11 protein-coding genes are annotated in these 14,023 nt (G+C 36.9%); 3 read left to right on the forward strand and 8 right to left on the reverse strand.

The window, feature by feature from the left end; translation table 11 throughout:
- Positions 1–72 precede the first annotated feature (72 nt).
- The 7 genes from frr to BUB05_RS04415 form a co-directional block, all read right to left on the reverse strand.
- A complete protein-coding gene (gene frr / locus BUB05_RS04385) occupies positions 73–630 on the reverse strand; it encodes a ribosome recycling factor (RefSeq protein ID WP_073047752.1) in 558 nt (185 codons plus the stop codon).
- Position 631: 1 nt separating this feature from the next.
- Positions 632–1,345: a UMP kinase gene (gene pyrH / locus BUB05_RS04390; RefSeq protein WP_073047755.1), complete on the reverse strand. Its 714-nt coding sequence runs from the start codon at positions 1,343–1,345 to the stop codon at positions 632–634.
- Positions 1,346–1,405: 60 nt separating this feature from the next.
- A complete protein-coding gene (gene tsf, locus BUB05_RS04395) occupies positions 1,406–2,056 on the reverse strand; it encodes a translation elongation factor Ts (protein WP_073047758.1) in 651 nt (216 codons plus the stop codon).
- An 88-nt stretch (positions 2,057–2,144) separates the two neighbouring features.
- Positions 2,145–2,900, reverse strand: coding sequence for a 30S ribosomal protein S2 (gene rpsB, locus BUB05_RS04400; protein ID WP_073047761.1), 756 nt, complete (start codon positions 2,898–2,900; stop codon positions 2,145–2,147).
- Between the two features lie 128 nt (positions 2,901–3,028).
- Positions 3,029–5,224 (reverse strand): type I DNA topoisomerase, encoded by a 2,196-nt coding sequence (gene topA, locus BUB05_RS04405; RefSeq protein WP_073047764.1) that lies wholly within the window; start codon positions 5,222–5,224, stop codon positions 3,029–3,031.
- The gene (gene dprA / locus BUB05_RS04410; protein WP_073047766.1) at positions 5,217–6,365 is read right to left on the reverse strand and encodes a DNA-processing protein DprA; all 1,149 of its coding nucleotides are present in this window, start codon (positions 6,363–6,365) and stop codon (positions 5,217–5,219) included. The genes topA and dprA overlap by 8 nt, the downstream gene beginning before the upstream one ends.
- 415 nt (positions 6,366–6,780) lie before the next feature.
- Positions 6,781–7,776: a nucleoid-associated protein gene (locus tag BUB05_RS04415; RefSeq protein ID WP_073047769.1), complete on the reverse strand. Its 996-nt coding sequence runs from the start codon at positions 7,774–7,776 to the stop codon at positions 6,781–6,783.
- 275 nt (positions 7,777–8,051) lie between these two features.
- Here BUB05_RS04415 and BUB05_RS04420 point away from each other — a divergent pair, with 275 nt between their 5' ends.
- Entirely contained in the window at positions 8,052–9,308 is a 1,257-nt protein-coding gene (locus tag BUB05_RS04420; RefSeq protein ID WP_073047772.1) for a hypothetical protein, read from the forward strand.
- Positions 9,309–9,354: 46 nt separating this feature from the next.
- Here the strand turns inward: BUB05_RS04420 and BUB05_RS04425 are convergent, their stop codons facing one another.
- Complete coding sequence (locus tag BUB05_RS04425; RefSeq protein ID WP_073047774.1) at positions 9,355–10,884, reverse strand: YifB family Mg chelatase-like AAA ATPase; 1,530 nt, start codon at positions 10,882–10,884, stop codon at positions 9,355–9,357.
- Between the two features lie 164 nt (positions 10,885–11,048).
- Here BUB05_RS04425 and gdhA (BUB05_RS04430) point away from each other — a divergent pair, with 164 nt between their 5' ends.
- Both gdhA (BUB05_RS04430) and gdhA (BUB05_RS04435) read left to right on the forward strand, forming a co-directional pair.
- The gene (gdhA, locus tag BUB05_RS04430) at positions 11,049–12,386 is read left to right on the forward strand and encodes an NADP-specific glutamate dehydrogenase (protein ID WP_073047776.1); all 1,338 of its coding nucleotides are present in this window, start codon (positions 11,049–11,051) and stop codon (positions 12,384–12,386) included.
- Positions 12,387–12,677: 291 nt separating this feature from the next.
- Complete coding sequence (gene gdhA, locus BUB05_RS04435; protein WP_073047780.1) at positions 12,678–14,015, forward strand: NADP-specific glutamate dehydrogenase; 1,338 nt, start codon at positions 12,678–12,680, stop codon at positions 14,013–14,015.
- Positions 14,016–14,023: the final 8 nt, after the last annotated feature.

A 14,023-nucleotide genomic window follows, 5' to 3' on the forward strand; every position in this document is an offset into this window, starting at 1 on the left:
TTTTTCTTTCATTTTTGTTTATTTGCCTGATAGCATCTCCCAATGAGAATCCTGTCAGTTCAGTCATCTTGTCTATACCTCGAGAATTTCCGTTTCCTTGTCGGAATAGATTTCTTCTACTTTCTTGATGTACTTGTCAGTAATTTTCTGTACCTCTGTTTCAGCATCTCTCAAATCGTCCTTGGTAAGGTCGCCGTTCTTTTCCATCTTCTTCAATTTTTCGTTAGTGTCTCTTCTTTCATTTCTTAAAGCGACCTTGGCATTTTCAGTTTCTTTCTTAACAGTCTTTAGAAGATCCTTTCTTCTTTCTTCAGTCAACTCGGGAATCATTATTCTTATAACCTTGCCGTCATTACTTGGATTTACTCCAAGGTCAGAAGCACCTAATGTTTTTTCAATATCCTTTAAAGCATTGATATCATATGGCTGTATCAAAAGACATCTAGGCTCGGGTACTGAGATATTTGACAGTTGATTAAGAGGAGTAGGAGTTCCATAGTAATCCACCTTGATTTTGTCAACCAATTTTGGATTTGCTCTTCCAGCTCTTATGCTACCAAGATCTTCCTTCAAAAAACTAATAGTCTTGTCCATTTTTTTTTCTAATTCCTTGTGAACTTCTCTATGCATCTTAATCCTCCTTAATAATAGTTCCTATGTTTTCACCTTTTATTATTTTAATTATATTTTCAGGGTGTTCTATTCCAAATACTATGATTGGTATTTTATTGTCCATACAAAGGGATGTTGCCGTTGAATCCATTACTTTTAGTCCCTTGTTTAGAACATCGATATATTTCAGGTCACTGAACATCACTGCTTCGGGATTCGTTTTAGGATCGTCATTGTATACTCCCTCAACTCCCTTTTTCGCAAGAAGTATGACTTCTGCACCTATTTCCGCAGCCCTTAAGGCAGCTGCCGTATCTGTAGAAAAATATGGATTTCCCGAGCCTCCGGCAAATATCACAACTCTGCCTTTTTCCATATGCCTGATGGCTCTTCTTCTAATATAGGGCTCTGCTACCTGCCTCATTTCTATTCCGGTTTGTACCCTTGTTGGTACATCAATACTTTCAAGAGCATCCTGCAATGCCATTCCATTTATTATAGTAGCCAGCATGCCCATATAGTCTGATGTAGCCCTGTCCGTATGCTTTGCACTTGCACCTCTCCATATGTTGCCGCCGCCTACAACAATTGCAACTTCAACACCCTGTTCATTGATGTTTTTAATCTCCCTGGCAATTTTCGCCAATGTCAATTCCTCTAATCCGCTGCCTTTTTCACCACCTAGAGCTTCACCGCTGATTTTCAAGACAATTCGTTTATACTTATAATCCATAAAGCCTCCATATTGCTGCATAATTTTAATGGAGAACAAAATGTCCTCCATCTAATAATATTACATATTCATTTGTTTAGCAACTTCTTCTGCGAAATTTTCTTCCTTCTTCTCCAGACCTTCACCAACTTCATATCTGGTGAATCTTCTGATTACAAGATTTTCACCTATCTTGGCTATAAGTTCATTCAACAAGTCTTGAATAGTTTTATCTGTATCCTTTATGTATGTCTGATTCAACAGGCAGTTCTCGTCATAGAACTTCTTGATTCTACCTTCAACCATCTTATCAACAATTTTTTCTGGTTTTCCTTCATTCAATGCCTGTTCTCTAAGTATAGCTTTTTCCTTTTCAATAACTTCTGCCGGAACATCTTCAGGTTTGATATATGCAGGTTTTTGAGCCGCTATCTGCATAGCTACATCCTTTGCAAAGCTTTGGAACTCTTCGTTCTTTGCTACAAAGTCAGTCTCACTGTTAACTTCTATAATGACACCTATTCTATTTCCGTGTATATAAGATGCAACTATACCTTCTGCTGCTATTCTATCTGATTTCTTAGCTGCCTTTGACAAACCTTTCTTTCTCAAAAAGTCAATAGCCTTGTCGATATCACCATCTGTTTCCACTAAAGCTTTTTTGCAATCAAGCATTCCTGCTGCTGTTACTTGTCTCAATTCTTTTACCATTGCTGCTGTAATATTTGCCATGTTAACCTCCTAATAATAAAAGGTAAGTTAGACAAGGGATTAAATCCCTTTCCCCTTACCTAAACTTTATATTTTTCTATTAACTTATTTAAACTTCTTCAGTTGCTTCTATTTCTTCTTCTACTTCTTCTACTTCTTCCTGTGCAACATCTTCAAGTTGAACTCCCTGCTTTGCTTCAAGAACTGCATCAGCCATAGTAGCTGTCAAAAGCTTAACCGCTCTTATTGCATCGTCATTTCCTGGAATTACATGATCAATTTCATCAGGATCACAGTTTGTATCAACAATAGCTACAATAGGAATATCCATAATCTTAGCTTCGCTTATTGCAATTCTTTCCTTCTTTGGATCAACAATAAACATTGCTCCAGGAAGCTTGTTCATGTTCTTGATTCCACCCAGGAACTTCTCAAGTCTTTCAATTTCATGTCTCAACTTGATTACTTCCTTCTTAGGCAACATTTCAAATTTTCCATCTGCTTCCATTTGCTCAAGCTCGTGAAGTCTGTTTATTCTACTTTTAATAGTCTTGTAGTTTGTAAGCATACCGCCCAACCATCTTTGGCTTACAAAATGCATTCCACATCTTTGAGCTTCTTTCTTGATTGATTCCTGAGCCTGCTTCTTTGTTCCAACAAAAAGAATTTCGTCTCCGCCTGCTACAACTTCCTTAATAAACTCATAAGCTTCATCTATCAATCCTGTAGTTTTCTGAAGGTCTATGATGTAGATTCCATTTCTTTCAGTAAAGATATACTCTGCCATTTTAGGATTCCATCTTCTAGTTTGATGTCCGAAGTGAACTCCCGCTTCCAATAATTTTTTCATACTTAGTACTGCCATTTGTTTCCTCCTTGTTATTTCCTCCAACTGAATCTCTTTTCCAAAGGACCTTGCGGCACACCTCCGGAAATCATCAGTTGTGTGTAATACCTGAAGTAGTATATCACAACTGTAATTGTTTGTAAATATTATTTTTCACAATTTTCATTTGTACATACTATTACTTCTCCGTCTCTTGTTTTTTTCTTGACCTGCAATCCTCCACAGACGGGACATTTTTCATTTACCGGTTCATTCCATGCTGTGAAATCACATTCAGGGTAATTGCTGCAACCGTAGAACTTTCTTCCCTTTTTAGTCCTTTTCTCAAGGATATCTCCACCACACTTGGGACACTTCACGTCAATAGTCTTCTCTATCTGCTTTGTGTTCTTGCACTCAGGATAGTTTGGACATGCCAGGAATTCACCATACCTTCCTTTTTTTATTACCATTCTGGCTCCGCATTTATCGCAATCCACATCACTCACCTTTGCTTCGCCAGTTTCTGCATCATATGGTTTTGTGTTCTTGCACTCAGGATAGTTTGGACATGCCAGGAACTTTCCGAACCTACCCTTTTTAACCACCATCTTAGATCCGCATTTTTCACATTCTATGTCGGTTATTTCTTCCTCAATTTCTATCTTTTCAATATTCTTGTCCGCCAGGGCAAGGGCCTTTTCAAATTCCTTGTAGAATCCTTCGATTACTTCCTGCCATCTGAAGCTTCCAGATTCAACCTCATCAAGCTTGTTTTCAAGGTCTGCTGTAAACTTGTCGTTTATTATGCTGCTGAAATGTTCAATCAGAAGTTCCGTTACTATTTCACCAATCTCAGTTATGTTGAAAACACCTTCATTCTTTACAACGTAACCTCTGTTTAATATCGTTGAAACCGTAGGGGCGTACGTACTAGGTCTTCCGATTCCCAGTTCCTCCATGGTCTTGACAAGAGAAGCCTCGTTATATCGTGCTGGAGGATTCGTAAAGTTCTGTTTTTCCAGAATTTTTTTGATCTTGATATCTTTCCCTTGTTCCAATTCAGGAAATTCATCAATCTTATCCTTCGAAGGAAGAACTTTCATATATCCATCAAAGAGAGTTCTCTTTCCAGAGTATCTAAAAGCATATCCTTCCACATTTATCAAAATTGTAAGGTTTTCAAATTCTGCCGATTCCATGCATGATGCCAGAAATCTTTTCCATATGAGTCTGTATAATTTATATTGATCATTAGTAAGGGATTCCTTGATTCGGTCCGGATGGTTGTATACCGTAGAAGGTCTAATAGCTTCATGTGCATCCTGGATATCGGTTTTCTTCTTGGTTTTGAACACTCTTGAAATATTCACATAATCCTTGCCATAACTTTCTTCGAGATATTCAGCAGCTTCTTTCTTTGCTTCATCGGATATCCTGTAGGAATCCGTCCTGATATAAGTAATCAGACCTGTAGTTCCCTGGTCTTCCAACTCAACGCCTTCGTACAACTGCTGGGCAATCATCATTGTCTTCTTTGTGGAGAAATTCAATTGTCTGTTTGCATCCTGTTGCAATGAACTTGTTGTAAAGGGAGGCGGTGGAGATTTTTTTGTTTTCTTGTTAGTGATTTTTTCAATAACTCCGTAATCCTTGCCCCTCAAAACCTCCAGCAATTTGTCAGCCTCTTCCCTGCTGCTTATTGAAATCTTTTTAACTCTGCTGTCATTGAGTTCGCCGGCAAATTTTGCCTCAAGAGTTTTCTTTTCTCCAAATTCACCATCTATGGTCCAATACTCTTCAGGTACAAAATTCTCAATTTCCTTTTCCCTGTCGTAAATCAACTTCACGGCAACAGACTGCACCCTTCCTGCACTTAGTCCCTTTTCTATTTTTCTCCACAGAAGTGGACTTATCTTGTATCCGACAAGTCTGTCAAGTATTCTTCTTGCCTGTTGCGCATCAACAAGATCCTGATTGATGCTTCTAGGATTTTTTTTTGCATTAGTGATAGCATTTTTAGTTATCTCATTAAACACTATCCGAATATTGTCGCTTGGATCAAGTTTCAGTATTTCTGCCAGATGCCAGGATATAGCTTCACCTTCCCTGTCGGGGTCCGTTGCAAGGTATACATGGTCGGCTTTTTTTGCCTCTTTTTTCAATTCCTTGATTATATCTCCCTTTCCGCGTATTGTAATATAATTTGGATTGAAGTTATCTTCTACATCTATGCCAAGCTTGCTCTTCGGCAAATCCCTTAAATGACCTACTGAAGCTTTCACCTTATAGTTTTTACCAAGGAACTTTCCTATTGTTTTCGCTTTTGACGGTGACTCAACTATAACCAGGTTTTTAGCCATCGTTTCCTCCTCTTAATACAGTTTCCATATATTTTATTATTTCATTATTTATCAGCCTGAATTTTTTACCGCTGCTCTGAATAATTAAACCATCCATTTCAAGAACTGTCAAATTGCTGAGTATTTTATTCATATCATAATCCAGTTTCGCTTCAATTTCCGCTATGGATTTTTCTCCAGAACCAAGAATTCCCAATAGCGCCATTTTTATTTCATCATAGTTGCCCAGATCTGTCTCAAAACTTTTATTCTCATACGCATCGTATGAAAGATCTTCAAATATATCCCCGGCACTTGTTACAATCCTTGCACCATCCCTAATGAGCTTGTTGACTCCCTTGCTGTAAATACTGTCTATGTTTCCCGGAACGGCAAAAACCACCTTTCCCTGCTCTGCTCCATAAGTCGCAGTAATAAGAGATCCGCTTTTAATTCCTGCTTCAACTACAAGTACTCCATCTCCAAGGCCACTGATAATTCTATTTCGCAAAGGAAAGTTGAATCCTATAGGTGGCGTCCCAGGAGCAAATTCACTTATTATGCATCCCTTTTCTTCTATTTCATGATAAAGCTTCTTGTTTTTTGCAGGATATATAACATCTATACCCGAACCCAGTACTGCAGCAGTAAAGCCTCCCCTGCCCAATGTAATTCCATGTGCTATTGAATCAATGCCAAATGCCATGCCGCTTATAATAGAAACTCCTTTTTCCGCCAAATCTCCTGCTATGCTTTCTGCAACCCATTTCCCATATGATGTTGCCTTTCTTGACCCGACAATTGAAATGCCCATTTTCGAACTGTTCAATTTTTCCAAATTTCCCTTTACATATATTATATATGGCTGGTTGTCTATATATCTTAATCTATCCGGATAAGCATCATCAAATTTTGTTACAATTCTGATGTTTTCCTTTTGAAAATATTCATCATAAAACTCAATTCTATCTTCCCTTATAAATCTTTCAACAGAATCATATTTTTCCTTGTCAAGAATATTGGCTTCCTTTAACTCATCCATCAAGTCCATTAAGTTGCCAAGTCCTTCCTCCCCAAAATAGTCCTCTATCTTTTCAATAAGAGTGTTATTTGGACCAATTGCAGTGTTTAACATTAGAATGTTTTCCGTTAATCTATCCATGCTCAACCTCATATCCCAAGATTTGCTCAACCTCTTTTTTTCTATTATTAGCATATAACCATTGTATTGTAAAGGAAAACTTCATATATGTTAAACTCTCTGTTTAACACTTGTCGCATCAAAAGCATCAAAAACTTATAATTTTTTTCATCCTGGAGCCCTTTGCCAATTCAAGAAAACCCACTTGGCAAACAAATCAGAAGTTCCATTTATATTTTATGTCAACCTCCATCCATTTGTCAAACAGCCACATTTCCTTTTTGTGCAATTTATGTACACTGCACAATCAGGAGACGATTGACCTTCCTGAATATTGGGCACTTATTGTAGCTGGGATTTTTGTCTCATTTATAAAAAACTTCTCGCTTTGATATATCAATATTGGCAATTTGATATACTTCAACTCCGACAAGGTTTATTCTTCCTTTTCCTTAAGATTTCTCAGAATAATATTCGTAGTGCCGTCATCATTCTGTTCAAATGCTATTTTATTGGAGTCCGTCATCAAGTCAATAGGAATTAATAGTTCTATTCCTTCCTTTGTTTTGATTTTTTGCTTTTTCAAGATTTTGTTATAATTCAATTCATCAATCTTGATCGGCTCATTTTTAAGACCCTTGTTTGATATATGGGTGTTGAAATTGTCTATTAAGATATCATCTCCTTCAAAAATCTTTTCTGCAATTTTTTCGATATCAACTTCCTTCTTTTCTATACAATCCCTTATGATTTCAGTTTTCAAATCCTTGTGCTTTTCAATGTCATCTTCATAATATTCATTTATCAGTTTTTCGGCCGTCTTCCTGACAATATTCAACTTTTCATTTACAGTCTTTTTTTCCTCAAGATTAAAAATCCCCTGAGAAAGGAAATTTGTCTTTGCCCCATCAACCTTATACTGCTTTTCAAGTATTTTCACTTCACCATCACCAACTGAATAGTTGAAAACGTTGGATACTTTCTGTGTAATGTTTGTAAGACAAGTTTTGTATTCAATTATTTCTGTTTGCATTTTTTCATTCTCATAACCGAATTTATGAATATATCCAGTCTTGTATTCCAGTAAAAGCATGATGAAATTCAATTCACCTTCCTTTTCATACAATACATACAATGCATCACCTGCAGGTACGTCGTCATTATTGTTTATTAAATAAAAAATGCTTTCAGTCATTTTTTTACTCGCTTCAATGAAATCCTCGTGAATATTCTCAAAAAACAGATTCATATCTTCATTATACCTTTCATCAAAGGCCTTAACATCTGGCGAGTTTAAAAAATTACCAATGTGCTTTCCTATGAATTCTCCCAGAAAATCCATATTCAATTCATAATCAGAATATACCGGCTCACTTACTGACCTGTCCATTATATGCATAATTGATTTTATTATTCCTACATTTATATCCATAGCACTCCCTCAAATAAATTTTCATAGCATTATAACACAATAAATACAAGAATAACATTTTTTATAGTCAAATACATGCTTCATTAATTTTGCAGTTTAAGAAGGTTGAAATGCATAATCCCTTGAAGCATTAGTATTATGCGGCGTTGAATTCCAATGTATTATTGAATATGCTAAAAATTAATGGTATAATTTTATTAAGAGATATAACAGCCAGGTCATTCATAATTTTGTGAATGACTTTTTTGTTTTATAACATATAAGGAGGAATCAATGTGAACAAGCTTAATTTTTTCAGTCCCTGTAAATCAAGAATTGACAATAATGAAGATGAACTTATTAGGGCTTTTTTTATAACTTTGAAATATGTCCCCTCCATGCAAAGTGTATTCTTCAGCTTGATAAATGAAAAAACAAGTAAATACATACCTGATAGGTTATTCCCTGAAGATACTTGCATAGAAGACTTTTTCTATCAGGTAAGACCCACCGATAAGCTTTTCGATTCTCATTTTGAAGATAAAACAGTGGCTCATATAGTAATTGTAGACGACCAGTCGCCAAAAAAGGATTTCGTCACTAACAGCCTTGATAAACAGTTCAACGGTATTATTTTCACAAAAAACAATTATGGTCTCATTATAGAAAACAATCCCGGCGAAGAAAGAATATGGCTGGAGAAGGTAAAATCGGTTATTCCCGAAAACAGAACTATGGATGTCATAAGCAACACCATACATCTTTCATGGAAAAGCATTGTATATAAAATCAATGATCTTGTTAGCAGCAACATGCTGGAAGGTCTCGAAAGGGTTTTGGTCCAAGATTTTTTGGAATTCATCGAATCTGAATATAGATTCATAAATCCATATACAACCTTCCATTCTTGCGAGAACAACATTGATCAGTTGAACAAGAGATGTGTATATGCTCTATCAAAATACAAAAACTCATCGGAAATACAGTACCAGGATGACATGCGCCCATTTATATACAGCGGCAAGAAAACTGTCGAAAAATTATATCTTGATGTTAATGATCTTTATTCAAACTGGGCTGTAAATCTTTGGATGTATGCGGGAAATTCATTGAGCACAGCGTATACCACCTATGAAAACCTTGATTTAAATGGCCTTTTTGAACTAAGGAACAAAGGTTATGAAATATCCAAAAACATAATCATACAACATGAAAATGAAACCCTTCTTATATTCAAAGGTGACTTGTTCCTTGAAGAATATCTTAGGTTCTGGAAAAACGAATATAAAATAATTGAAGAACACAAAATTACTGATTTGATTGAAATAATCGATACTCTAAAAAACAGACACATCCTACTCCCGGAAGAAAATGCAAAAATAAAGGAACTGGTGTCAAACAACAATTATGAAAAATTAAGCATATCTCCAGGTTTTTTGGTGAAATATACATGGAACAGCAAAACTGCAAAAGTGCTTGATAAAATCAACCAATTTAATGAAGATTTTGAAAGCAAGGTATCTGATGTATTTGAAGTTATAGGTAATGTGTAGTTATTGCTTGCAACAAAAATACCGGTCCGTTTAACGGACCGGTATTTTATCCCCAGTATTTCTTGTCTATGTTTCTATATTGGATAGCTTCTGCAGCATGTTCCATCTTAATATCAATGGAGCCATCCAAATCTGCAATGGTTCTTGAAACCTTGATAATCTTATTGTATGCACGGGCGCTTAAGGATAACCTTTCGAAAGCTGTTTTTAAAATATTCTCTGCATTTTTTTCCAGCTTGCAATATTTCTTTATCTGACCTGCACTCAACTCTGAATTAGAAAATATTTTAAGTCCGGAATAACGTTCTTCCTGAATTTTTCTTGCACCATTTACTCTTTTTCTTATATCAGCTGAAGATTCGCTTTTCCTGCTTGAATTTAGATCATCATATTCAACAGGAGTAGCTTCAATCTGAATGTCAATTCTATCCAATAGAGGTCCGGATATTTTGCTTAAATATCTTTCAATTTGAGATGTCGAACACTTGCATTCGTGCTTCGGGTCGCCGTAGTAACCGCACGGACAAGGGTTCATGCTTGATACAAGCATAAACTTAGATGGATAATCCACACTCATATTCGCTCTGGAAATTGTAACTCTTCCATCTTCAAGCGGCTGCCTTAGAACTTCAAGTGAACTCTTATTGAATTCCGGCAGTTCATCAAGGAATAATACTCCGTGGTTTGCCAGTGAAATTTCACCCGGTTTAGGTATACGACCTCCTCCAACCAGTGCAGTTCTGGATATCGTATGATGCGGGGATCTGAATGGTCTTGTTTTAATTAATCCGCTTTCACCATTAAGACCGGCAATGCTGTATACTTTGGTGATATCCAAAGATTCCTCGAATGTCAGATTCGGAAGAATAGTTGGAATTCTTCTTGCTATCATGGTTTTTCCGGATCCTGGCGAACCGATTATTAAAATATTGTGACTTCCTGCAGCCGCTATCTCAACAGCCCGTTTTAATGTCTCCTGACCCTTTACTTCGGAAAAATCCACTTCATAGCAGCTGCATTCATCGGGAGAGGAATAGTCCTTTTTCATCGTTGGAATCAAAATTCTCTTGCCATTCAGATGATCAACGATTTCATTCAGGCTTTCTACAGGATAGATTTCCATATCTTTGATGTAACTTGATTCTTCAATATTTTCCAAAGGTACAAATGCCTTATCAATACCCATGGTCCTTAAGGATATGAGCATTGGCAACACTCCATTTATATGTTTTATGGAACCATCCAAAGACAGTTCACCTATGAAACAAGTCCTTTCCTGATTTTTAACTGTGCAAATATCCATAGCTGACAAAATCCCCAAGGCTATGGGAAGATCAAGCTGTGACCCTTCTTTCTTTATTGATGCAGGCGATAGGTTCACCGTTATTCTAGACATGGGAAAATCATAATTTGAATTTGATAATGCAGATCTGACTCTTTCCTTTGACTCCTTTATGGATGCATCCGGAAGTCCAACAATATTGAAAGTAGGCAAGCCATTGGCCAAATCCGTTTCTACTTTTATAATATTGCCTTCAAGTCCGGATAGGACACAGGCATTAACCTCTGATAACATAGCAACCCCCAATAATTATTTAATATTCGCTCTTATATTGTATAACCTGAACTGACAAAATCAAATAATTATATCTATTGTTACAAATTATTAATATTTGAAATAATTATTAATAATAAATTTGTTTTTTTGTTATAATTAAAGTAATAAAGGGAGGTATCAACATGGATTATATTCAGAAAGTAATAGAAATAGCAAAAAATAATGATTCATCTCAACCAGAATTCATTCAAGCGGTTGAAGAGGTTCTCTTATCATTAAAACCAGCGTTGGACAGACATCCCGAATATGAAGAAAATAAAATACTCGAAAGACTTATTGAACCTGAAAGACAGATAATATTCAGAGTTCCCTGGCTTGACGACAATGGCCAGATACAGGTCAACAGAGGATTCAGGGTACAGTTCAACAGCGCCATAGGCCCTTATAAGGGAGGGCTGCGCTTCCATCCTTCAGTAAATCTTGGAATAATAAAGTTTTTAGGATTTGAACAGATCCTAAAAAACTCTCTTACAGGCTTGTCCATAGGAGGTGGAAAAGGCGGATCAAATTTCGATCCAAAGGGAAAATCCGAAAAGGAAATAATGAAATTCTGCCAGAGCTTCATAACCGAACTGTACAGACACCTTGGACAATCCGTAGACGTGCCTGCCGGTGATATTGGTGTAGGCGCACGAGAAATCGGATATCTTTTCGGACAGTATAAGAGAATAAAAAATGAATTCGAAGCAGGCGTTTTAACTGGCAAAGGTTTGAAATACGGAGGTTCCCTGGCAAGAAAGGAAGCTACCGGTTTTGGTCTCATTTATTTTGTGAGAGAAATGCTGAAAGCAAATAATGATAGTTTCGAAAACAAGACTGTCATTATTTCAGGATCCGGAAATGTAGCCATATATGCATGCATGAAGGCTCAGGAATATGGTGCAAATGTGGTTGCCATGTCTGATTCCAAAGGGTACATATTTGACCCTGATGGAATAAAAATCGATACTGTTCAACAGATTAAGGAAGTTGAAAGAAAAAGAATAAGCGAATATGTTAAATATCATCCCGAAGCCGAGTATGTGGACAATCAAAGGAAATTGTGGGATTTGAAATGTGATATAGCGCTCCCTTGTGCTGCTCAAAATGATATACACCTTGAAAACGCAGAAAAACTGGTTGAAAATGGCTGCTTTGTTATAGGAGAAGGAGCAAATATGCCTTGTACCAATGAAGCAATGAGTTATTTCCTCGAAAAGAATATCCTTCTGGCGCCAGCAAAGGCTGCAAACGCAGGAGGTGTTGCCACATCAGCCCTTGAAATGGCACAAAACAGCATGAGGCTTTCATGGACATTTGAAGAAGTCAACAAGAAGCTTGATGAAATAATGGTCAATATCTTCAAAGAAGTCAGTGAAGCAGCAGAAGAATACGGAGTACCCGGAAACTATGTTGCAGGAGCAAACATTGCAGGGTTCATAAAAGTTGCTGAAGCAATGATGAGTCTCGGAATAGTATAATTCTATACAGATTTAAAAAGAATGAAGTGAGGCTGTCCCTCTCCAAGGCAGCCTCATTTTGTTACATTTTGTTAATATTTCGCATCACTACTCTCCCCTCATGACTTTTCCTTTTCATTTCCCTTAACCAAACATGAATACGACAAAGAAAAATGTATGTCAATATGTGAGAAAATGTTTTCTTTTTGTGTTATTTGTTACATTTATATAACATTTGTTGCTTTATTCACAATAAATATTGATTTATGTTTGAACGATGCTATAATAAAACGCAAACAGGGAGGTTGTACAATGAAATATGTCGAAAATGTAATAAATTTATCTAAAGAAAGGAATTCTGCAGAACCGGAATTTCTACAAACAATTGAAGAGGTGCTTCAGTCATTGAAGCCAGTAATGGATAAACATCCTGAGTACAAGGAATACTGCATACTTGAAAGACTCATCGAGCCGGAAAGACAATTGATATTCAGAGTTCCATGGACAGATGATAAGGGACAAATACATGTCAACAGAGGTTACAGGATTCAGTTCAGCAGCGCCATTGGCCCTTACAAGGGTGGATTGAGATTCCATCCGTCAGTTAACCTTAGCATTATTAAATTTCTTGGATTTGAACAGATTTTCAAGAACTCGCTTACAGGATTATCCATAGGCGGAGGAAAAGGAGGTTCCGATTTTGATCCAAAGGGCAGATCGGACAGTGAAATCATGAGATTTTGCCAGAGTTTCATGACAGAGTTGTACAGACACCTTGGAGACAGCGTTGATGTTCCTGCCGGTGACATTGGTGTCGGCGGAAGAGAAATCGGATACCTTTTCGGACAATATAAAAGAATTAGAAACGATTTTGAAGCAGGTGTATTGACAGGAAAGGGATTGAAATTCGGTGGTTCCCTTGCCAGAACAGAAGCAACAGGATACGGTCTGGTTTATTTTGTTAGAGAAATGCTCCAGGCAAATAATGAAAGCTTCAAGGGTAAAACAGTTGTAATATCAGGATCAGGTAACGTAGCAATATATGCATGCAAAAAAGCACAGGAATATGGTGCCAATGTAGTTGCAATGTGTGATTCTTCAGGTTATATCTATGATCCCAAAGGTATCAAAATCGAAACTGTTCAAAAGATCAAGGAAGTTGAAAGAAAAAGAATAAGCGAATATGTGAAATATCATCCCGAAGCTGAGTATGTGGAAAATCAGAGAAATATCTGGAACCTGAAATGTGATATAGCTCTACCCTGTGCAACTCAAAACGACATCAATCTTAATGATGCAAAAAAACTCATTGAGAACGGATGCTTCGCTATAGGAGAAGGGGCAAATATGCCATGCACAAACGAAGCTGTGGATTATTTCCTTGAAAACAATGTGCTGCTGGCACCTTCCAAGGCTGCCAATGCAGGAGGTGTTGCAACCTCCGCACTTGAAATGGCTCAAAACAGCATGAGAATGCCATGGAGTTTTGAAGAGGTGGACAATAAACTTGATGCGATTATGGTTAATATTTTCAAGGAGTCCAGTAAAGCAGCCGAAGAATACGGTCTTTCAGGCAACTATGTTGCAGGCGCAAATATTGCAGGATTTAAAAAAGTTGCCGATGCAATGCTGAGCCAAGGATTAGTTTAATTATAAAT

The organism is Dethiosulfatibacter aminovorans DSM 17477, assembly GCF_900142005.1.
In the GTDB taxonomy this organism is placed as follows: Bacteria; Bacillota; Clostridia; order Tissierellales; family Dethiosulfatibacteraceae; genus Dethiosulfatibacter; species Dethiosulfatibacter aminovorans.

What these genes read in the sequence shown, in the direction of transcription:
- topA (WP_073047764.1), bottom strand. Translation starts at nt 5,224, where the DNA reads ATGGCTAAAAACCTGGTTATAGTTGAGTCACCGTCAAAAGCGAAAACA.
- gdhA (WP_073047780.1), top strand. Translation starts at nt 12,678, where the DNA reads ATGAAATATGTCGAAAATGTAATAAATTTATCTAAAGAAAGGAATTCT.
- BUB05_RS04415 (WP_073047769.1), bottom strand. Translation starts at nt 7,776, where the DNA reads ATGGATATAAATGTAGGAATAATAAAATCAATTATGCATATAATGGAC.
- rpsB (WP_073047761.1), bottom strand. Translation starts at nt 2,900, where the DNA reads ATGGCAGTACTAAGTATGAAAAAATTATTGGAAGCGGGAGTTCACTTC.
- gdhA (WP_073047776.1), top strand. Translation starts at nt 11,049, where the DNA reads ATGGATTATATTCAGAAAGTAATAGAAATAGCAAAAAATAATGATTCA.
- dprA (WP_073047766.1), bottom strand. Translation starts at nt 6,365, where the DNA reads ATGGATAGATTAACGGAAAACATTCTAATGTTAAACACTGCAATTGGT.
- pyrH (WP_073047755.1), bottom strand. Translation starts at nt 1,345, where the DNA reads ATGGATTATAAGTATAAACGAATTGTCTTGAAAATCAGCGGTGAAGCT.
- tsf (WP_073047758.1), bottom strand. Translation starts at nt 2,056, where the DNA reads ATGGCAAATATTACAGCAGCAATGGTAAAAGAATTGAGACAAGTAACA.
- BUB05_RS04425 (WP_073047774.1), bottom strand. Translation starts at nt 10,884, where the DNA reads ATGTTATCAGAGGTTAATGCCTGTGTCCTATCCGGACTTGAAGGCAAT.
- frr (WP_073047752.1), bottom strand. Translation starts at nt 630, where the DNA reads ATGCATAGAGAAGTTCACAAGGAATTAGAAAAAAAAATGGACAAGACT.